This window comes from Sorangium sp. So ce176 (genome assembly GCF_051519835.1).
GTDB lineage: Bacteria > Myxococcota_A > Polyangia > Polyangiales > Polyangiaceae > Sorangium > Sorangium cellulosum_G.
On sequence record NZ_CP150371.1, the window covers coordinates 11,789,553 to 11,810,088 of the forward strand.

Consider the following 20,536-nt stretch of genomic DNA (forward strand, 5'->3'; position numbering starts at 1 on the left):
ACGTCAGAGGGTGGCCGCGATGATCTCGGAGAGGCTCGCCTCGTCGACGACGCCGGTCAGGTACGCCGCGACCTTCCCCTGCCTGTCGATCACCACCAGGCTCGGCAGCTTGTCCACCCCGTAACGCATCGAGGCGTCCTTCGCGTCGTCGATGAGGATGGGATACGAGAGGCCCTTCTTGAGCGCGTACTGACTCGCCACGTGCGGCGGATCGTCGACGTTGACGCCGAGCACCACGAGCCCCTTCTTCTCGTACCGGCGCGCGATCCGGTCGAGGATCGGCGCCTGGACCGCGCAGGGACCGCACCAGGTGGCCCAGAAGTCCAGGATCACCGGCTGGCCCTTCAGCTCGGCGAGCTGCATGCGCGCGCCGGGCTCGCCGTTCGCCGCGACGGGGAGCGTCACGTCGGGGGCCATCGCGCCGACCATGCCCCCCACCCCGGGCGACAGGCGGGGCAGGACCGTCAGGCCGATGAGCGCGCTCAGGGCGATCAGCGCCGCGAGCGCGGGGTAGAGAATCTTACCGGAATTGAACTCGGGTTCGGCCATACGGCGGCCTGGTCTTCATAGCAAATCTTTGGGCCTACGTCCGAGCGGCTCTGGTACGGTCCGGCGCCTCGACCGGCCGGGCGCTTCGACGCCTGGCCCGGGGTCGGGGGCGCAGCGCGGCTCTCCGCGCGACGCCGCCGCCGCCGGTGGGGATCGGGGGCGCAGCGCGGCTCTCCGCGCGATGCCACCGCCGTTCGGGTAACGTCGTCGCCCGCGCGCTGGAGGAACCATGCTGGATCGTCCGAATCTTTCACGAGAAAATACCACGGGGCCGCGCGGACGGCGCCCACCGCCCGGGCCCCTTGCGGCCAAGTGGGCGGCCAAGTGGCCCCCCGATGACAGCGATGATCTGCCCGGCGCCCCGCCGGCGCCCGGGGGCGGCGGCTTCGCGGACGACGGCAACTTCAAGCGCGGCCGCTTCAGCCCCGTGTCGATCGTGGTCGGCATCCTCCTCGCGCTCGGCGCCGCGGGCGCCATCTGGTTCGGCGTGAAGCAGGAGGGCCAAAAGCTGACGGCCGACGCCATCTCCAAGGAGAAGAAGAACATCTTCGTCCTTCCGAAGAAGGACCAGCTCCCGCTCTGGCGCAAGTGGGCCGCCTCGAACGCCGAGCTGTCGCTCCAGCAAGAGGCGCTCATGCAGCTCGCGTGGGCCGGCGACCCCGAGGGCGTCACGCACGCGACCAACGCGCTCAAGCTCCCCGACCACCGCGTGAAGGGCGTCGCCGCGCAGGTGCTCGCCTACTACGGCTCGCCCAAGGCCGACAGCGCCAAGCCCGCGCTGCTCGAGGCGCTCAAGGTCGCGGACGAGAGCGACCGCCCCCAGATCGTCTGGGCCCTCGTCGAGCTCAAGGAGCCGGCCGCGTTCAAGGACGCGATGGACCAGTACCGCAAGGGGTTCCTCTCGAAGGTCGAGCGGCTCGGCGGCGGCAACGCCTTCGACCCCGAGAAGCTCGCCGGCCTCGTGTCGCTCGACGAGCTCGCCAAGCTCGCGACCGACGAGAGCCCGTCGGTGCGGCAGCTCGTCGCGACGGTGCTGTCGCGCAACGCCGAGCCGAAGTGGACGAGCGCGCTGATCTCCCTCGTGAAGGACAAGGACGTCGAGGTCGCGCGCGAGGCCGCGAACGGCCTCGGCCGCATCGGCGACGAGACGGCGCGCGCCCCGCTCCTCGAGGCGCTGTCGAACGCCGACAAGGACAGCCGCCAGCGCTTCCTCGAGGCGCTGCGCGACGGCATCGGCGGCGAGGGGCTCGTCCTCGCCCTCGACAGCGTGAAGCAGGATCCCGAGGAGACGACCTGGTTCCAGACGAAGCAGATCATGGAGATGCTGCGCGAGCTCGCCGATCCGCGGTCGGCCGACCCGCTCGTGAAGTGGATCGAGGCCAAGAAGCCGGCGCTGCACTGGCAGGGCGAGGCGGGGACGCGGCTCGCCGAGGTCGGCGACATCCGCGGCGCGAAGTACATCGGCGAGCGGATGCTGGCCGACCCGCTCAAGCTCTACAAGCTCGAGAAGTTCTGGGAGGCGGACGAGGGCGGGCACCTGTCGCGCACCGACCTGCCGCGCGTCGTCGGCGCCCGCATGCTCGCCGACCTCGCCACGGTCCACGCCGACAAGAGCGCCGAGCTCAAGGCCGCGGCCGAGGCCCCGGTCATCCTGTGGCTCAAGGATCGCCCGCAGCCGCACGCGAACGGCCTGCGCTTCCTCGCCACGATCCGCTCCGAGAAGATCCTGAAGGACATGCGCGACTGGGCCTTCCCGACGGACCCGCTCCCCAAGGAGGGGCAGCAGCCGCCGTTCCCGGCCGCGTTCGAGACCGCGCAGAGCGCGCTCCGCTACATCGGGCGGATGAAGGACGAGCCCTCCTACCCGCGGCTGCTCGAGCAGTTCAAGCGGAAGAAGGACCCGAAGATGGACATCACCCAGGACGGGCTCCAGGGCGCCGGGCTCGCGATGATGGGCATGGCGCTGCGCGCTGTCGCCTACGGCGCGGCGCAGGGGCTCGCCGAGTGGGGCGACGCGCGCGCGGTGGAGCCGCTGACGAAGCTCATCGAGGACGAGACGTGGCACGAGGAGGCCCGCCAGGCCGCGTGCGAGGCGCTCGCGTGGTGCGCCGACGACAAGACGATGCTCGAGGTGGCGAAGAAGGCGAAGGACTTCGCCAGCCAGAAGGAGCCGCGCAAGCAGCTCATCGGCGCCTGTTACGCGTCGTCGCTCGCGCTCCGGCCGGTGCCGAGCGCGGCCGGCGAGCTCGCCCCGCTGCTCACGGCCGACATCGACCCCGGGGTGCGCATGGCGATCGCGCGCGCCATCGGCATCGGCGGCTTCGACGAGGGGGTGCAGGGGCAGCTCTTCGAGAAGCTCAAGGACGTCGAGGTCCGGAACGCGGCGGCGCTCGCGCTCATCCTCGGCGGCACGAGCGACACCGCGGCGCGGACGGTCGCGATGTACGCCGACTTCGACAAGGGCGCGCTCGACGACCTGAAGGACCACTACTACCGCGCCTTCGGCTACTGGTCGGACGAGGACTTCAAGCGCGGCAACCTGTACCGGTACGTGGCGAACGCCGAGGCGATCACGCGCGTGAAGGTCGCCGACGCGCCGCAGGAGTGGGCGCGGCAGCGGCTCCAGGCGCAGTTCGACAACCTGAAGTACGACAACGGCCCGCACTCGGAGACGCGCGTCGTGCTGCGCTACCGGCTCTACCAGGCGGCCAGGAGCGGCGACGGCGAGCAGAAGAAGGGCGCGATCGAGACGCTCAAGTTCATGAAGGAGAAGGGCGCGCTCATGGCCCTGCGGCACGAGCCGGGCGAGACCGGCGCGCTCGCGAAGCGCGCGTTCCACGAGCTCATGAACCCGAAGGCCACCGTGGCCGAGGACCTGAGCGCGCTCGCCCCGGCCAAGGCCGGCGGCTCCGACGTGCAGTAGCGCGCGCAACGTGGGCCCGCGCCGGCGCCCGAGCCGGCGCGGGGTCGACCCGGCCGCCGCGGCGCCGGCAGAGGCCCGGGAGCTCTCGAGGGAGGCCGTCCTCCCCGGAGATCCCGGGCTTTCTGTTTTTGTCTGGCGGCGCGGCCGAGCCCGTGTCCGGGGCGCGCCGGCTGGCCGGGGCGGCCGGCGATCGGGCGCGTCGGGCTGGACAAAACGCACGTTTCGGAAGAGTGTTCGCGCCGAGGTGCACTGTGGCTACCTGGCGTGATGAGCTCATCGAGGCCGTGAAATCGAAGGCGGAGCGCGAGGCGGAGGAGCTCGCGCGGCACAAGAAGCGGGTCGCCGAGGCGCTCGCGGCCGCGGAGTCGGCCGTGTCGCTGGGGGCCGAGTCGCTGAAGTTCGCGCACGAGAAGCTGCAGGAGAAGGGGCAGCCCATCGTGTTCTCCCAGGAGCCGGACAAGCATCGGCTCGCGTTCGGCGAGTTCAGCCTCGCGCTGGAGCTGCTGCGCGACTCGGCGATCGTCCGGGTGACCTTCGGCGACGGCAAGCCGCGCGAGTTCGACTTCGCGAAGGACCGCCACATCGCGCCCGCCGACGTGGAGGAGTACATCGGCCGCCGCGCGCTCGAGCTGGTCCGCGCGGCGCAGAAGGCCGCGCCATGGTGAGCGCGGGCCCCGCCGCGGCCCGCCCGGCGCGCGCAGTGGGCCTCCGCCGCGGCCTCGTCGCGGGCGTGCTCGCCGCGCTCGCGGCGTGCGCTCCGCCGGCCGCGCCGCCTCGCGAGGCGCCCGCGCCGCCGGCCTCGAAGCCGGCCGCTGCGGCGGCGCCCGCCGCGCCGGTCTCGATCGACGTCGACCCCGCCGCGGAGGCGAGGATCAAGGGGGACGTCACCTACCTCGCGTCGCCCGAGCTCGCGGGGCGCGGCACGGGCGAGCCGGGCGCCGAGCGCGCGGCCGAGTTCATCGCGCGCCAGTTCTCCGAGCTAGGGCTGCAGCCGCTCGGCGGCGGCCGCGACGGGGGCGCCAGGGCCTACATGCAGCCGTTCGACGCGCGCGTGGGCGCCGACGTGGCGCCGGCGGCGCTCGTCGTGCAGCGCGCGGGCCGGAAGCAGAACGTCGAGGCCGGCAAGCTGGTCACGGCCGACGGGAGCGCGAGCGGCGCGATCTCGGGTTCCGCGGTGCTCGTGGGTCACGGCGTGACCGCTCCGGCGCTCTCCTGGGACGACTACGGCGGCCGTGACATCGAGGGGAAGATCGCCGTCGTGCTCGACGGCGCGCCCACGCTGGGCAGCGGCCCGGGGGCGACGGCGCACGCCGGCGCGGCGCACGGCGGGGCCGCCGGCGCGGCGCACGGCGCAGCGCATGGCGGAGCCGCCGGTGCGGCGCACGCCGGTGCGCCCGGTGCGGCGCATGGCGCGCACGGCGGTGCGCCCGGTGGGGCGCATGGCGCGCACGGCGGAGCCGCCGCTGCCGCGCACGCCGATCCGCACGCCGCTGCCGCGCACGCCGATCCGCATCACGCGCCGTCTCCGCGGCCGGACGCGCTCCGCGATTTCGGCAGCGTCCGCTACAAGCTCCGCACCGCCCGCGAGCACAAGGCCGTCGGCGTCATCCTGGTCGCGGCGGGCGATGAGCTCCCGCGCGTGCCCGACGACGCGTCGAGCATGGGCATCCCGGCCGTCATGATCACGCGCTCCGCCGCCCGGGCGCTCTTCCCGGCCGCCGGGCTCGCGCCGCCGGTGAAGCCCGACGCCGCGAAGCAGGCGGCGGCGAAGCCCGCGGCCGCGAAGCAGGCCGCAGCGAAGGCGCCTGCGCCGAAGCCGCTCGACGGCATCACCGTCGAGATCACGACCAAGGTCACCCCGCGGATGGCGCCGGCGTCGAACGTGATCGGGCTTCTCCCGGCGCGCGCCGGCTCCCCTCACGCCGGCGAGTACGTCGTCGTCGGCGCCCACTACGATCACCTCGGCCACGGCGGCAACTCGTACTCGCGCGCGCCCGGCGTGCACGCGGTGCACCCCGGCGCCGACGACAACGCGTCGGGGACCGCGATGCTGCTCGAGGTGGCGCGTCGGTTCGCCGCGCTCCCCACGCGGCCGGATCGGAGCCTGCTGTTCATCGCGTTCGGCGCCGAGGAGCTCGGCACCATCGGCTCGCGCCACTTCGTCGATCACCCGCCGGCGCCGCTCGCGGGGATGAAGCAGGTCGTGGCCATGATCAACGCGGACATGGTCGGCCGGATGCGCGAGGACAAGCTCCTCGTCGACGGCCTGGGCACGTCGCCCGACTGGAGGCCGATCGTGGACGGCGCCGCCCAGGGGCTCGGTGTCACGCTCCAGTACGGCGTCGAGGGCTTCGGCGCGAGCGACCACACGTCGTTCACGGCGTCGCGCGTGCCGGTCGCCTTCCTGTTCACCGGCGTCCACGAGGACTACCACCGGCCGAGCGACACAGCGGACAAGATCAACGTGGCGGGCGTCTCGCGCTGCTCGGTGCTCGCCGCGCGGATGGCGCTCGCGCTCGCGCAGCGCGACGCGCGGCTGCCCTTCACCGACCCCCCGGCCGACCCGCACCGCAGCAAGCGCGGCGGCTTCCGGGTGTCGCTCGGCACGATGCCGGACTACGCATACCAGGGGCCCGGCGTGAAGCTCACGGGCGTGATCCCCGACGCGCCCGCCTCGCGCGCCGGGATGCAGGCGGGGGACGTGATCGTGCGCATCGGCACGCACGCGATCACCAACATCCACGATTTCATGTTCGCGTTCGGCGATCTCGAGCCGGGCCGCGAGGTCGTGATCGAGGTCGATCGCGGCGGTACCCGGGTGCCGCTCAAGGTCATCCCCGCCCCCGGCCGATGAGGTGGCGCCCTCGTCGCGCCGCGCTGTCGGCCGCGCCGGCGCGACGGCGCAGGGCCCTTCGCCGGCCCTGCGCGGCTGCCCTCGTGTTCCTGTGCGGCGGCCTCGCGGCCGCGGCCCTCGCCTGCGATCGCCGCGAGCACGCCGCGACCGACGCCGCGGCCCCCTCCGGGCCTGCGGACGCCAGCGCGGCGGCGGACGCGGAGCCTGCGCCACGTGACGACGCGGCCGCGGCGCTGTCGGACGCCGCGGCGTCGTCGGAGCTCGCGACGCCGGGTGACGTGACGCCGGAGCCGTCGCCCGGCTCGTCCGACGGCGGCTCGCCCGACGCCGCCTCGCTCGACGGCGGGCTGCCCGGCAGCTCCGAGGGGTGCCCTGACGACATGGTCCTCGTCGACGGCGACTACTGCCCCCTGGTCGATCAGGTCTGCCTGAAGCACCACAAGGAGTTCGTGAAGGACCAGGCGAGGCGCTCGACCCCCTACGGCGAGGTGGAGGGCACGACAAGCGTCAGCGAGCGCTGCCTCGAGTACAAGCAGCCCACGGTGTGCCTCTCGAAGAAGCGCACGCCGATGCGTTACTGCGTCGACCGGTACGAGTGGCCGAACAGGAAGGGCGAGCTCCCCGCGCTGCTCGTCTCGTGGCGCGAGGCCGTCAAGATGTGCGAGGGCGTCGGCAAGCGCCTCTGCACCGAGGACGAGTTCAACTTCGCCTGCGAGGGCGAGGAGATGCTCCCGTACACGTACGGCTACGAGCGCGACCCGACCCGGTGCAACATCGACCGGCCCTTCCGCCAGCGCGAGCTGTCGCTCTACCGCTACGAGCGGTGCATGAAGCACCCGAAGTGCAAGGCGGAGCTCGAGCGGCTCGACCAGCGCGTGCCTGCGGGGTCGATGCCGGCGTGCGTGTCGCCGTTTGGCGTCCACGATCTGAACGGCAACATCAACGAGTGGGTCGTCCGGCCGGGCCGCAAGTCTCCGGAGCGGAGCGGGCTGAAGGGCGGCTGGTGGGGCCCGATGCGCGGCCGTTGCCGCCCGACCGTCGGCTTCCACAAGGAAGAGGACTACGGGTACGAGCAGGGGTTCCGTTGCTGCAAGGACGCGGCGCCGCGGTGAGCGCGCTGCGGCGCCGCGTTTTTTGAGGCGCGCGCCCCCGCCGACCGGGGGTACGCTCGCGTCAGCGGGCCCGCGGCGCGGCGCTCGCCGGCGAAGGGCCCGCGGTTGCTCCTCCGGGGGCCAGGGCTCAGATCTCAGCGGCGGGTCGACACCGGCCCGCTCCTCACGCGGGGGAAAGCCCCGCACCTGCGGGAGACCTTGATGAAGCGATCCATGTGGTTCACCAGCGCGCGCTCCGCCGCGGCGGCCGTCCTTGCCCTCGGGGGCCTCGGGCTCCTGTCCTCCGCGTGCCGGGGTAGCGAGGCCGAGGACCCGTCGAACCAGCAGTACAACGCCTACAACCAGCAGCCCGGGTACCAGCAGCCTGGGCAGTACCAGCAGCCGGGCTATCAGCAGCCCGGGTACCAGCAGCAGCCTGGGCAGTACCAGCAGCCCGGGCAGTACCAGCAGCCCGGATACCAGCAGCCTGGGCAGTACCAGCAGCCGGGCCAGCCCGCCCCGGCGACGACGGCGCAGCCGAGCCCGCTCGCGCTCCCGTGTACGAACGACATGGTCTGCGGCACGCACAAGTGCAACACGGCCGTGGGCAAGTGCGCCTTCCCCTGCGCCGCGAACACCGACTGCGCGGCGGGCTTCTCGTGCATGGGCGCCGGCACGGCGACGGCGATCTGCGTGCCCGGCGGGCAGTAGCGCGCGCCTGGTGCCGGCCGCGCGAACCGCGCAGCGGCGACCACGAGTCCTTCCGGCGCCACCCCTTCGCAGCCTCCGAGGGAGCGCCCTCCCCGGGGCAGTTGGCTGCCTCCCTGCGACCGGATCCGGTCGTGCGGGTGTAGCTGAGCTTGCCTCCGGCACCGGATCCGGTCGGACTTCACATCCTGACGAGCTCGCCCGGCGGCCGCATCGAGCGGCTGCTCTCCCTGGCCTTTCAGGGCCTGATGGCGAGCAGCGCCGGCGTCTGGCCCGGGGCCGCGGCGGCCATCGCGTCGATCAGCGCGCGCGGCTCGCCGGGCCCCGCGGCGCCCAGCTTGCGCAAGGCTTCGATCCTGCTGAGCGTCCACAGGAACGTTGCGATCACCGGCGTGGGCAAGCGGCTCAGCCTCGCGACCGGCTCCGGCGTGACGGTGTTTCCGAGCTGACGCACCAGGCGAAGCCCTTCCTCCAGGGCGCGCGCCAGGTTCATCGCTTCGATCCACGAGAGGCCCGCCTGGCGCGTGTGCGCCGTGACGCTGGCGACCATCACCGGCACGGCGAACGCCGCGTGCGTGCGGAGCCAGCTCTCCATGTCGGCGTGCACGACGGCGGGAATGCCAGCGTCCGTGAAGACCTTCGCCCAGGCCTCGTCCGTCACCGTGGTGACCATCCCTCGGGTGACGATCTTCGACGTCAGCTTTCCGTCATCGAGGGTCGCGAGGATCGCGGGGAAGCCAAAGGCGAAGCGCGCCGAGCCCACCGCATCTCGGAGTCGGCGCAGCGGCTCGAAGGTGTTGAACATGAACATCACGCTCTTCGCCGCGCTGGCGGTCAGCGCGGGCAGCACCGCGTCCACCTGGGAGGCGAGCACCGTCACGAGCACCAGGTCCCACGCCGCTGTCGCGTCGAGGGCGGCGCTCACGCGCACCGCAGCGCGCTCCCCGGTGGCCTTCACGATGGCCTCGTCCCGCTGGAGCTGCTCGAGCCGCTTTCCACGGGCGACCACCGTCACCTCGTGCCCCGCTCGCGCGAGCTGAAACGCGAACGTGCTCCCGATCCCGCCAGGTCCGATGAGGGCAATCTTCATTCGATGCGCGTAGCATCTGCCGATCAACCGAGCAATTCGCGCTCGCCGCACGCGGCTGCGCCAGTCGCCCGGTTCGGCCGGGGGCCGCGCGGTAGATCGTCTCTGCGTCGATGTCGAGGGCGTTGCCCGCGCGCCGGGCCTCGCTCGGGCTGAATCAGGCGGTCACGCCGGGCTGGATGCCGTTCAGCGCCATCATCTTCTGCCGCTCGGCTTCCTTGTTGAGCCCGCTGTAGCGCTCGTCGAGCTTCTCGATATCGAGCTTCAGGATGCGGCCGTACAGCTCCAGCGCGATGCCGAAGATCGACGGGTGGCAGGCCGACTTCACCCGCTCATCGTAGTAGGGATACGCCGCCACGTGGAAGCTGCGCAGGTTGTAGAACGGGATGCCCGGGAACTTGTGGTGCTCGTTGTGGTACGTGACGTTGTTCCACAGGAAGTTGGTGACGTGCGCCTTCGTCCCGTAGGTGCGAGAGCTGTAGGCGTCCTCCCCCGGGAGCATCTCGTAGTGCTCGATCATCGAGGTCATGCTGGCGAGGACGGCGCCGAAGATGAACGGCAGGACATAGAAGAAGAAGAACACCTGAAGCGGCATGATCCAGAAGAAGACCGCCATGAGCCCGTAGAAGCCGAGGAGCTCCACGTTCATCTTGACGCGCTGGATCGGCGAGAGGCGCTTCACGTACCGCGCCATGCAGCCGAGGAAGTACAGGGGATAGGCGAACGTGTAGACGGCGAGCAAGAGGAGCTTCGCCAGCACGGGGTTCCGCGTGTAGTCCGTGACGACGAAGTTGTCGACGTCAGGATACGTGTTCGCGATCTTGTGATGATGAAGGTGGTAGTTCGTGTACAGCGTCACGCTCATGCCCGTCGGCGCCCAGCAGACGAGGGCGATGAGGTACGAGACGAGCTTCGAGCGCGAGCAGCTCCCGTGCACGGCGTCGTGCGCGACGGCGCCGAGCCCACGGACGAGGTTGGCGATCAGGTACGAGCAGGCGATCCCGATCGGGATGGCGAGCGGGTGGTGCTGCGTCGCGTACAGCACCCACGTCGCCGCGGCCCAGATGCCGAAATGAAGCGGGATCTTGAGCAGGTGAATGGGATTGCGCTTGTAGGCAGCCTGCAGCAGCTCCCGCGGTACAGTATCCATGCCGGCCATGCTGAACTCCGTGATTCTCGCCCGTGTGCGGCACGGAACTTCGCAAAAAAAAGGCGAGAAAACAAGAGCAGGCCCGCGCTTCGCACCCCGGCGCGAACGCCTTTACGCACGGGTGCGCAGGGCCCGGAGATCCAGGTCTGGCCCCGCTTGAGGGGCGGGTCCGCGGCCGCTAAGACGCGGCGATGGGGACTCGCATCGAAAAGGACAGCTTCGGGCCGATCGAGGTCCCGGGCGATCGCTACTGGGGGGCGCAGACGCAGCGCTCCCTTGAAAATTTCCGGATCGGCGGCGAGCGCTTCCCGCGGGAGATGATCGCCGCGCTCGCCACCGTGAAGAAGGCGGCCGCGCTGGTCAACCGCGACCTCGGGCTCGTGCCGGCGGAGAAATGCGCGCTCATCGTCGCGGCGGCCGACGAGGTGATCGAGGGCAAGCTCGACGACCACTTCCCGCTGGTCGTCTGGCAGACCGGGAGCGGCACCCAGACCAACATGAACGTGAACGAGGTCATCGGGAACCGCGCGATCGAGATGAGCGGCGGCGTGATGGGCTCGAAGTCGCCGGTCCACCCGAACGACGACGTGAACCGGTCGCAGAGCTCGAACGACGTCTTCCCGACCGCGATGCACGTCGTCGCCGCGCTCCAGATCGAGCGCCGCCTGCTCCCGGAGGTCCGGCGGCTCCGCGACACGCTGGCGCAGAAGAGCGCGGCGTTCGCGGACATCGTCAAGATCGGCCGCACGCACCTGCAGGACGCGACGCCGCTGACGCTCGGGCAGGAGTTCTCCGGCTACGTGGCGCAGCTCGACGCCGGCATCGCCGCGATCGAGCGGGCGCTCCCGCCGCTCCGCGAGCTCGCGCTCGGGGGCACGGCGGTCGGCACGGGGCTCAACGCCCACCCGGATTTTCCGGCGAAGGTCGCGGCGAAGATCGCCGAGCTCACGGGGGCGCCCTTCGTCACCGCGCCGAACAAGTTCCAGGCGCTCGCGTCGCACGACGCGCTCGTCGCGGCGCACGGCGCGCTGAAGACGCTCGCCTGCAGCCTGTTCAAGATCGCGAACGACGTCCGCTGGCTCGCGAGCGGGCCGCGCTGCGGGATCGGCGAGATCACGATCCCCGAGAACGAGCCGGGCAGCTCGATCATGCCGGGCAAGGTGAACCCCACGCAGGCCGAGGCGCTGACGATGCTGTGCGCGCAGGTGCTCGGCAACGACGTCGCTGTCGGCGTCGGCGGGGCGAGCGGCAACTTCGAGCTCAACGTGTACAAGCCGCTCGTCATCCACAACGTGCTCCAGTCGATCCGGCTGCTCGCCGACGGCTGCGCGTCGTTCGACGAGCACTGCGCGCGGGGCATCGAGCCGAACCGCGAGCGGATCGCCCGGAACCTCCGCGAGAGCCTGATGCTGGTGACCGCGCTGAACCCGCACGTGGGCTACGACAACGCGGCGAAGCTCGCGAAGAAGGCGCACGCCGAGGGCACCACGCTCCGCGAGGCGGCGCTCGCGCTCGGGCTCCTCGAAGGCGAGGCGTTCGACGCGATCGTGCGGCCGGAGAGGATGATCGGGCCCTCGGCGGAGGGCGGGGCGGGCGGGGCCGGGGCGAAGAAGGGGTAGCGCCGGGCTGCCCGGCCCGAGAGCCGCCGGGGGACCCTCATTGATGGAGGAGATGCGGCCCCAGATCTCAGCGCACCCTCCCCGCACGCCGATCCTGTACGCTGCGTGCAGGGAGGCATAATGAAGCTTATCTCGAGCTGTGCAATCGTGACCGGGGGCGGACAGGGAATCGGTCTCGGGATCGCGGCGCGCTTGCTCCGTGACGGCGCGAACGTGCTGCTCTTCGGCCGGACGGCGGCGAAGGTCGAGGCGGCAGCGGAGACCTTGAATCGAGCTGCCGAGGGGCGAGCGCGGGCGCGTGCGTTCGCGGGGGACGTGTCCCGCGCCGAGGACGTGGCGCGCGGCGTGGAGGCGGCGAAGGCCGCTTTCGGGCTGCCCGGCATCCTCGTCAACAACGCCGGTACCGCGACGCTCTCAGCGGTCGTTGACATGCCGGAGGAGGACTTCGAGCATGTCGTCGCCGTCGACCTGAAGGGCCCTTTTCTCTTCATGAAGGCGGTCGCGCGCGAGCTCATCGCCGCGGGCAAGCCGGGCGCCTTCGTCAACATCTCGTCGCTGAACCAGCAGGCGGCGACCGACGGCCTGGCGCACTACTGCGCCGCCAAGGCGGGCCTCGCTCAGCTCTCCAAGGTCACCGCCTCCGAGCTCGGGCGCCACGGCATCCGGGTCAACGTTGTGGCGCCGGGGCTCATCCGCACGCCGCTCGCCGATGCCGTCGGGCTCACGAAGGGGCCGTCTGCCGAGGAGTTCACCCAGCGTACGCCGCTCGGGCGCATCGGCGAGACCGACGACGTCGCGCCCGTGGTCTCCTTCCTCTGCAGCGAGGACGCCCGATGGATCACCGGGGAGTCGATCTTCGTCGACGGCGGGAACCACATCCGCGGGCTGCACAGCTACCTCGACGTGCTGAGCCGCGGCGCGAGCAGCGCCCCGTAGCTCGGCGCGGGCCCAGGAGGGAAGTGGATTGCACGAGGCTCGCCGTGGCAACCTGAATCCTGTGGCCGGGGGCCCCGGGCGCAGCTTCCCCATGCACCAGCGCTCTGCCACCCTGCTCATCCTCCCGCTCGTGGCCGTCGCGTGCGGCTCCACGTGCCAACCGGCACCCGCGCCGGTCATCACGCGGCCGCCGGAGCCGACCGGCGCGCTCGTGGCCGGGCCGGTCGGCGCCCCCGCGCCGGACACGCCCGCGGCGACGGCGGTTGCGCGGGCCGACGCCGGGCACGTCGTGGCCGCCGCGACGCCGGAGCCGGCGGCCGTGCTGCTCTCCACCGAGGGCGACGTCGACGGCGTGCCCGGCGACGAGCAGATCACGCTGCGCGCCGGGGGAGCGCTGTCGGCCGGATAGGACCAGGGGAGCGCGGGTCCGCCGGTGCGCCCCCGGCAGCCGGAGGGGCCTCCACGTGCCGGCCGGCTCACCTCAAGCGCACGTAGAACTCCGTGGCGTCCAGGTGGTTCATCGAGCCGGCCGGACCGGTGATCACCGCGTGGCGACCGGCGACCAGCAGACCGCCCGCGGAGAGATCGCGCATGCCGTGCTCGACCTGCTCCGACGTGGCGCCCCCGGACGCGGCCAGGTCGATGCTGTCGAGCGTACCGCTCAGGTTCGTGTTCAGGCTCTGCTCCGAGAAGGAGGGACACGGATACGTCACGCAGACGATCCCGGTGTTCTCGACGCGAGAGAAGTGGCCTTCCGGCGTGTTGCCCGTCGCGCCGATCCAGATCTCGCTGGCGACGAGCACGTCGGCTGGATACGCCGGCAGCTCGTCGAGCTCGACCTGCACCAGCTCGCCGCGGACCAGCGCGTCCCCCGCGCCGAACGCCGCGCTGGCCTTGGCCTCCAGCGACGGATCGAGCCCGAGCTTCGACAGATCGAGCTCGAACATATGGCATTCCTCTTGCCACGTCCCGTCGGCGCAACGGGTCACGCTGGTGTTGACGCGCGCGACGAAATGGCCGCCGCAGAGCGGCGCAATGCACCTTCGGGTGTCCTGGCGGGTCGCGATGAAATAGTCGGCCACGGGGCCCCTGGCCTTCGTCGTCGCGCCGAGCTCGCCCTCGGCCAGCGCCTCGCCTTCGGCGAGCGGGTCCTCGACGGGGACGTCACAGGCGATCGCCGGCAGGGCCAGCGCGCCGAGAGCGGCGAGCAGCGAGATGCGTGAATGGGTCGACTTGAACATCGGCGTTCTCCAGGCTCGGACACGGCGTCGTGTCGTTGTGCATCACCTGCATCTTCCCGGAGAGACCGCCGATGGTGACCCAACCTCAAGCTGGACTGGCGATGTCCGCGAGACGATGTTGCCCAGTCAAAGCAACGAAAGCTGGGAGACCAGGGTGCAAGATGACGCGGGGATGTCAAGGGCAAATCGCCGCGCTCCCCCGGAGGGCCGGGCGCGGCCGTCACCCCCTGCGCCGCGGGCGGTCTGGCGTCGACGCCGCCGGCAACCTCTCGGTCGGGGGCCAGGATGCCGGGTCAAGGTCGACGCTAATACCACTCTGTCGAAATATTCTGTAATGCTTCGTGAAGGATGGTGACGATCTCTTCTTTTTCGATGTCGACGTGAAATACCTTGCCCACCTCGCTCCTGGGCTCATGTCTTTCGTCCCAATAGGAAAAAATAATGTAACTGCTCTTCCGAGAGTAGACGTAGTAGCAGCGCGCAGACATGGTGGTCAGGTCCAGCGCCAAGATCCTGTGCTGGGCTGCGTCGGTCATTTCAAAGTGGTTGAACAGCGCTGCGTCGCTTGGGTCGTTGTCAGTGTCTGTGTACGTGTAGCTTTCTAGCTTCTCGATGTCTTTCTTCAGATTGTTGTAGAAGGTTGGCAAGTACACCACGTCGTCGACGCTCGTGATGTCTTTCCCGCCCAGCCAGACCTTCATGTGCTGGTTCTGCTTTGAGCCCTCCCAGTGATCGCCAATGTCGATGGCCAATTTGGTCCTTTCGCCGATCAGGCCCATTGTCATTGTCTCTACTGTACTGCGCCTTCGCGTTGAAATCTCTCCCGGACCCCTGGCCGGACCCCTGGCCGGACCCCTGGCCCGTCGAACCGGGCGCCGAGCTCACGACAGATCGCCGCGCTCGCTCCCGATCGCCGGAGGCTCCGGCAGCACCACCGGCGCGAACGTGGCGCGGAGCGGGCCCAGCACGAACGTCGGGCCCGCCCGCCTCCAGCGCGGCGGCGCGGCGAGCCCCGCCGTCGGGATCGGGCGGCGAACGACGTCGATCGCCGCGGGGATCGGCGACGACGAGTGTACGAGGATCGCAAGATGCCGGGGGGGGCAACACGCCCGGCGCGAGGCGGCGCGTTGACTCCCCGTCGAACTCTGGATACACGGGCTGCGCCTGCCAGCGGCGCCGCTGCTGCTCTCGTAGCGACTCCCACCCTCGCCGCCGGCCGCCACGGATGCCGATGACACCTTGCTCCTTGAGTCGTCGCGGCGCGGATGCTCGGTGTGCCAGGGCGCTCTGCCGCGCGGGAGGCGCGGCAGGGAGCGGCGCGGCCGCCGCTGCGCTCCTGGCGGCGGCGCTCTTGTGTGCGCCGGCCAGCGCGCAGCCCGTCCAGCCGCTGCCGGTCAAGCCTCCTGCCGCCGACCCGCTCCCGCTGCTCCCGCCCGCCGCGCCGACGGTCCCGGAGGACCCGGCGACGAACCCTGCTGCCGTCGCTCCGGGCGTCCCCGCCGGCGCGGCCACGCCGCCCGCCGCGGCCGCGCCGCCCGCCGCGACGCCACCGCCCGCAGGGTCGCCGCCCGGCGCCGCCCTCCCGTCCCCCGGCGCCGCGCTCCCTCCCGCCGGCGCCACGCTGCCGCCCGCCGCCCCCGCGCTGCCGCCCGGCGGCGCCGCGCCGCCCGCGGCCGCGGCCGCGCCGGCGCCTGCCGGCTCCGACGCCGCGCCGGCGGCCGACGGCGCGGCCGGCCCGCCGTTCCAGCTCAGCATCGGCCGGCTCCTTCTCGCGCCGCTCGTGCTCGTGCAGGCGCAGGCGGCGCCGTACGCCGGCGAGGACGCCTTCCTGCAGGCCGGCGACGTCGCCGAGGGGCAGGGGTTCCGCATGCGGCGCGCGCGCGTCGGCTTCGCGGGCACGCTCGCCGGGTTCGTGCCGTTCGCGATCTCGGGCGAGCTCGCCGGGGGCGCCGACGCCTCGGCGCGCCTCTCCGAGGCGTGGATCGGCTACGCCCACTTCCCGTTCGCGCACCTCTACTTCGGCGCGCACGACGTGCCGTTCAGCCGCTCCGCCATGACGGGCGCCGGCGAGGGCGCGCTCATCGAGAGGCCGCTCGCCGTGCGCGCCATGGCGCCCTTCCGCCAGGTCGGCCTGCACGTCGAGGGGCACTTCCACGACCGGGCGTTCAGCTACTTCGCCGGCATGTTCAACGGCTTCCAGCGCTCGGATCAGTTCTTCGCCGGCTATGTCGAGAACGCCGCGAGCCTCGGCAACCGCTTCGACAACGTCGCCTACGTCGCGCGGCTCGCCACCGAGCCGCTCGGCCCCATGCCGCGCTCCATCCAGGACCTCGCCGTCTCGCGGCCCCGCCTCGGCGCGGGCGCGAGCTACTTCTTCAGCGACGGCGGCACGCGCGACATCCACGGCGTCGGCGCCGACGTCCTGCTGCACGCCGCGGGCGCGCACGCGCTCGTCGAGCTGCTCTGGAACCAGAGCGATCCCGAGCGCGCGCCCACGCAGCCGACGGGCCAGCTCGCCCCGGTCACCTCGCTCGGCCTCGTCGGCGAGGTCGGCTACTTCGTGCGGCGCATCAAGCTCGGCGTGAGCGCGCGGTTCGAGTGGCTCGACCCCAACCTCGACCTCTCGGACGAGACCGACGGCTGGGCCCTCACCGCCGGCGCGAGCTACCACTTCATCGACAACGTGCTCAAGGCGCAGGCCGACTTCACCCACCGGCAGGAGGCCCACGGCGTCGCGCTCGAGAACGACGCCGTGGCGCTGCAGCTCCAGCTCAACCTGTAGCGGCCGCCATGCGAACCCGCCGCTCCGCTCCCGCCCTGCTCGCGCTGCTCACCGTCGCCGGCTCGGCCGGCGTTGCCGGCATGGCCGGCTGCGAATCGCCGAGCCTCCTGCGCGCCAAGCCGATCGAGAACCGGTTCGAGCTCGTCGGCGGCCCTGTCGCGATGGCCGATGTCGGCGATTTCCTTCTGGAAAACGACGAGATCCGCGTCGCCATCCTCGGCGCCCGCCACTCGCCCGGGCCGGGGGTCTACGGCGGCTCGCTGGTCGACGCCGACCTGCGCCGCCCCGATCCGCGCTTCGCGAGCGCGTCGGGCCGCGACCGCTTCGCCGAGTCGTTCCCTGTCGCCAACCTGCTCGTGCCCGACCCGGGCGCCACCGAGGTCTTCGTGGCCAGGGACGGCTCCGACGGCCAGGAGGCGATCGTCCGCGTCGAGGGCGACGGCGGGTTCCTCTTCCACGCGCTCGGCGTGCTGAAGACGCAGGAGGACCTGCTCGGCCTGCTGTTCGACGGCCTCAAGCCGGAGCTGCGCTTCCGCACCGACTACATCCTCCGGCCCGGCGCGCGGTTCGTCACGATCCGCACGACGCTCCTCCTGCCCGACAGGGCGATCGGCTGCCCGAGCGTCGCCTCGTGCGCGCTCGAGTGCGAGGACGGCCTCGCGGCGGGCGACGACGGCTGCCCCGTGTGCGCGTGCGGCGAGCCGCTCTCGCTCGACAACACCACGGGGCCCGAGGACATCTTCCGGGGCATCCTCGGCGACGACCGCAACGGCGACCCCGAGCGGAAGGGCGGGATCGTCGCCGGCGATTTCGTCTTCTTCGGCAACCAGAACGACATCTTCGGCCCCGGCATCGGGTTCGACGAGGAGCGGGCGGTGTTCGACGCGCTCTTCGCCGGCCGGGACACGTTCCAGCGGCCGCTCAGCTTCGACTTCGTGGCCGCGGCGGGCGGCGACGTCAGCTACGGCTACTTCACGAAGGCGAGCCCGGGCGGCCCGCCCACCACGGTGAACGTCCCCGTCTTCACGAGCGCGGCCACGGCGTTCCTGAGCGCCGGCCGGAGCTGTCTCGCCGACGAATCCGACGACGAGGCGTGCGATCGCAAGCGGTCGTTCACCTACGAGCGGTACTTCGCTGTGGGCGAGGGCGACATCGCGAGCGTCGCCGAGGTGGTGCACGACGCCCGGGGCACGCCGACAGGCGCGCTCGAGGGCGCGGTGCGGTGGCGATCGACAGGCGCGCCCGTGCCGAACGCGCGCGTCCACGTCTTCCGCGACCCCGACCCGGGCGTCGCCTTCGCCAGCGTCGACGAGCTGGTCGAGGCGAACCTCGCGCGCTCGGGCGACGTCGGGCTGCTCAGCTCCATCGACGCCGATCGCGGGCTCGATCCGGTCGAGGACGGCGACTTCCGCGCGCGGCTCGCGCCCGGCGGCTACCTGCTCGTCGCGGAGAGCCCGGAGGGCACGGCGCTGTCCGCGCCGATCCGCGTGGCGCTCGGCGCCGGGGCCACGGCGACCGTCGCGGCGGAGCTGCCGAGCCCCGCGCGCATCGCGTACCGGGTCGTCGACGAGGGCGGGCGCCTCGCGCCGGCCAAGCTGACGTTCGTCGCGCTCGACGCCGCGGGGCAGCCGCGCGAGGGCGATGGCCTCCGGCGGGTCTACCTCGGCCACGGCCGCCTCGGCAGCGGCGTCCGGCAGATCGAGCGCTCGGCGACGGGCGAGGGCGCTGTCGAGGTCGAGCCTGGCCGATACAGCGTCCTGGTCACGCGCGGGCCCGAGTTCGGCCGCTTCGAGGTGCCCGATCTCGAGGTGCGCGCCGGGGAGGCGCGCCGCATCGAGGCGGTCGTGCCGCGCGAGGTCGACTCGACGGGCTGGATGTCGATCGACATGCACCTGCACCAGCGCCCGAGCTTCGACAGCGGCATGCCGCTCGAGGAGCGGGTGACGTCGGCGGTCGTCGAGGGCCTCGAGGTCGCGGTGGCGACCGATCACGACGTGCACACGGACCTCGAGCCCGCGGTGCGGCAGCTGGGGCTCGAGACGCGCCTGAAGACGGCGGTCGGCGCGGAGGTCTCGACGCTCGAGCTCGGGCACTTCATCGGCTTCCCGCTCCGCTACGACGAGCTCGACGTGCCGGATCACGGCGTCTTCGACTGGGTCTGCCGCGCGGGCGGGGACGTGATCGACGGCGTTCGCGGCGCGGCGGCGGAGGGCGAGGACGCGCTCGTTGTCGTCGCGCACCCGCGCGACGGGTTCATCGGGTACATCGACCAGCTCGGGGTCGATCCCTTCACGCTGCACCGGACGATCCCCACGCTCGAGGCGAGCAACCCGCTGTTCCAGGCGGGGAGCTGCGACTTCGACGCGATGGAGGTGTTCAACGCGAAGCGGTTCGATCTGCTCCGGACCCCCACCGTGCAGGAGGTCGTCGATTTCAACCGGTGCCTGTCGCGCATCGACGCCGCGGGGGACGAGGCGGCGCTCCGCGCGGCGTGCGCCGACCTCGCGCTGCCGGCGTGCAAGCCCGGCGAGCGGTACGCTGTGTGCCAGCAGCGCGCCCGCTCGGCGCTCGCCTGGAGCGTGACCAAGCGGATCCTGACGAGGACGCCCGAGGAGCAGGACGCCGTCTGGGGCTTCGACAGGAGCGCGGCCGACGGGGAGGCGCTCTGCCTGGGAGGCGAGGGCGGCGCGGTCCCGCCCGAGGACGCGGATCAGCCGTGCACCTTCCACGCGGGCCAGGTCGATGACCTGTTCCGCTACCTCGACCACGGCTTCTCGCCGACGCAGGTAGGGAGCAGCGATGGCCACGGCGCCTCGCTGGAGCCGGGCTTCCCGCGCACGTACTTCCGCTCGCGGACCGACCAGCCGGCGGCGATCGATCTCGCCGAGGCCACGGCGTCGCTGCGCGCGGGCAGCGCGTTCGCGACGTATGGCCCGTTCGTCCGGGCGAGCGTGGGCGGCGCGACGTTCGGCGGCGTGGCGCGCGTCGAGGGCGACACGGCGCCGCTCGACCTGCGGATCGAGACGGCGAGCTGGTTCGGCGTGGATCGCGTCGAGATCTACGTGAGCGGCCGCCTGGTCCGGGTGCTCGAGCCCTCGGCGGGGCCGTCGGCGATCGTGGACGTCGACGAGCGTCTCGCGCTGCCGGCGCCGCCGTCGGACGGCTGGGTCGTGGTGGTGGCGATGGGCCTGCGCGACGAGAACCTCCTCACGCCTGTCGCGCTGCCGGTGTCGTTCGGCGAGCTCCAGCTGCCCCGGGTCGCGAGCCTCGCGTTCACGCAGGTCGAGGCGCTCTCGCGGTTCTTCACGGCGTCGCCGCCGGTCCCCGACTGGTACCCGGTGGCGCCGTACGCGGTCACGAACCCCATCTACCTCGATCGCGATGGGAACGGCGTCTACGACGCCCCGCGCGGCCCGCCTCCGTTCTGCGCGAGGCCGTGCGACCCGTCCGTGCTCGACCCGTCGCAGTGCCCGGAAGGGCAGCAGTGCCTCGTGAACGAGCGCGTCTGCGGGATCTTCGTGCTGGGGCGCTGCGAGGACAGGCAGGCGTCGAAGTAGCGGAGGCGGAGCAAGAGCGCGCGGCTCGGCTGAAGCGGG

General features: G+C 72.1%; 15 protein-coding genes. 10 read left to right on the forward strand and 5 right to left on the reverse strand.

Annotated elements, in window-relative coordinates:
* Positions 1-3 precede the first annotated feature (3 nt).
* On the reverse strand, positions 4-549 hold the full coding sequence (locus WMF42_RS44545; protein WP_437689358.1) for a TlpA family protein disulfide reductase: 546 nt from the start codon (positions 547-549) through the stop codon (positions 4-6).
* Between the two features lie 229 nt (positions 550-778).
* Here WMF42_RS44545 and WMF42_RS44550 point away from each other — a divergent pair, with 229 nt between their 5' ends.
* From WMF42_RS44550 to WMF42_RS44570, 5 genes are all read left to right on the forward strand, one after another.
* Complete coding sequence (locus WMF42_RS44550) at positions 779-3,472, forward strand: HEAT repeat domain-containing protein (RefSeq protein WP_061612656.1); 2,694 nt, start codon at positions 779-781, stop codon at positions 3,470-3,472.
* Positions 3,473-3,723: 251 nt separating this feature from the next.
* Positions 3,724-4,137: a hypothetical protein gene (locus WMF42_RS44555; RefSeq protein ID WP_061612655.1), complete on the forward strand. Its 414-nt coding sequence runs from the start codon at positions 3,724-3,726 to the stop codon at positions 4,135-4,137.
* Positions 4,131-6,326 (forward strand): M20/M25/M40 family metallo-hydrolase, encoded by a 2,196-nt coding sequence (locus WMF42_RS44560; protein WP_437689361.1) that lies wholly within the window; start codon positions 4,131-4,133, stop codon positions 6,324-6,326. The genes WMF42_RS44555 and WMF42_RS44560 overlap by 7 nt, the downstream gene beginning before the upstream one ends.
* Before the next feature lie 83 nt (positions 6,327-6,409).
* Positions 6,410-7,438: a formylglycine-generating enzyme family protein gene (locus WMF42_RS44565; RefSeq protein WP_061606480.1), complete on the forward strand. Its 1,029-nt coding sequence runs from the start codon at positions 6,410-6,412 to the stop codon at positions 7,436-7,438.
* Positions 7,439-7,639: 201 nt separating this feature from the next.
* Complete coding sequence (locus tag WMF42_RS44570) at positions 7,640-8,128, forward strand: hypothetical protein (RefSeq protein ID WP_437689363.1); 489 nt, start codon at positions 7,640-7,642, stop codon at positions 8,126-8,128.
* Positions 8,129-8,363: 235 nt separating this feature from the next.
* Here the strand turns inward: WMF42_RS44570 and WMF42_RS44575 are convergent, their stop codons facing one another.
* Positions 8,364-9,215, reverse strand: coding sequence for a ketopantoate reductase family protein (locus tag WMF42_RS44575; RefSeq protein ID WP_437689365.1), 852 nt, complete (start codon positions 9,213-9,215; stop codon positions 8,364-8,366).
* A gap of 154 nt (positions 9,216-9,369) precedes the next feature.
* Complete coding sequence (locus WMF42_RS44580; protein ID WP_233561162.1) at positions 9,370-10,362, reverse strand: fatty acid desaturase family protein; 993 nt, start codon at positions 10,360-10,362, stop codon at positions 9,370-9,372.
* 191 nt (positions 10,363-10,553) lie between these two features.
* Between WMF42_RS44580 and fumC the strand changes: the two genes are divergently transcribed.
* The 3 genes from fumC (at position 10,554) to WMF42_RS44595 (ending at position 13,326) form a co-directional block, all read left to right on the forward strand.
* Positions 10,554-11,981, forward strand: a complete 1,428-nt coding sequence (fumC, locus tag WMF42_RS44585; protein WP_437689367.1) for a class II fumarate hydratase — start codon at positions 10,554-10,556, stop codon at positions 11,979-11,981.
* A gap of 120 nt (positions 11,982-12,101) precedes the next feature.
* Positions 12,102-12,917, forward strand: coding sequence for an SDR family NAD(P)-dependent oxidoreductase (locus tag WMF42_RS44590; RefSeq protein WP_061615566.1), 816 nt, complete (start codon positions 12,102-12,104; stop codon positions 12,915-12,917).
* A 91-nt stretch (positions 12,918-13,008) separates the two neighbouring features.
* Entirely contained in the window at positions 13,009-13,326 is a 318-nt protein-coding gene (locus WMF42_RS44595) for a hypothetical protein (protein ID WP_437689369.1), read from the forward strand.
* A 67-nt stretch (positions 13,327-13,393) separates the two neighbouring features.
* On the opposite strand, the gene WMF42_RS44600 is transcribed toward WMF42_RS44595, so the two are convergent.
* Positions 13,394-14,158, reverse strand: coding sequence for a DUF6748 domain-containing protein (locus tag WMF42_RS44600; protein WP_437689371.1), 765 nt, complete (start codon positions 14,156-14,158; stop codon positions 13,394-13,396).
* 305 nt (positions 14,159-14,463) lie between these two features.
* The gene (locus WMF42_RS44605) at positions 14,464-14,943 is read right to left on the reverse strand and encodes a hypothetical protein (RefSeq protein WP_437689373.1); all 480 of its coding nucleotides are present in this window, start codon (positions 14,941-14,943) and stop codon (positions 14,464-14,466) included.
* A 566-nt stretch (positions 14,944-15,509) separates the two neighbouring features.
* On the opposite strand from WMF42_RS44605, the gene WMF42_RS44610 reads away from it, so the two are divergent.
* Positions 15,510-16,940 carry a porin gene (locus WMF42_RS44610; protein WP_437689375.1) on the forward strand — a complete coding sequence of 477 codons (1,431 nt, stop codon included), beginning with the start codon at positions 15,510-15,512 and terminating at the stop codon, positions 16,938-16,940.
* A gap of 8 nt (positions 16,941-16,948) precedes the next feature.
* Entirely contained in the window at positions 16,949-20,497 is a 3,549-nt protein-coding gene (locus WMF42_RS44615; protein ID WP_437689376.1) for a PHP domain-containing protein, read from the forward strand.
* The last annotated feature ends 39 nt before the right edge of the window (positions 20,498-20,536 follow it).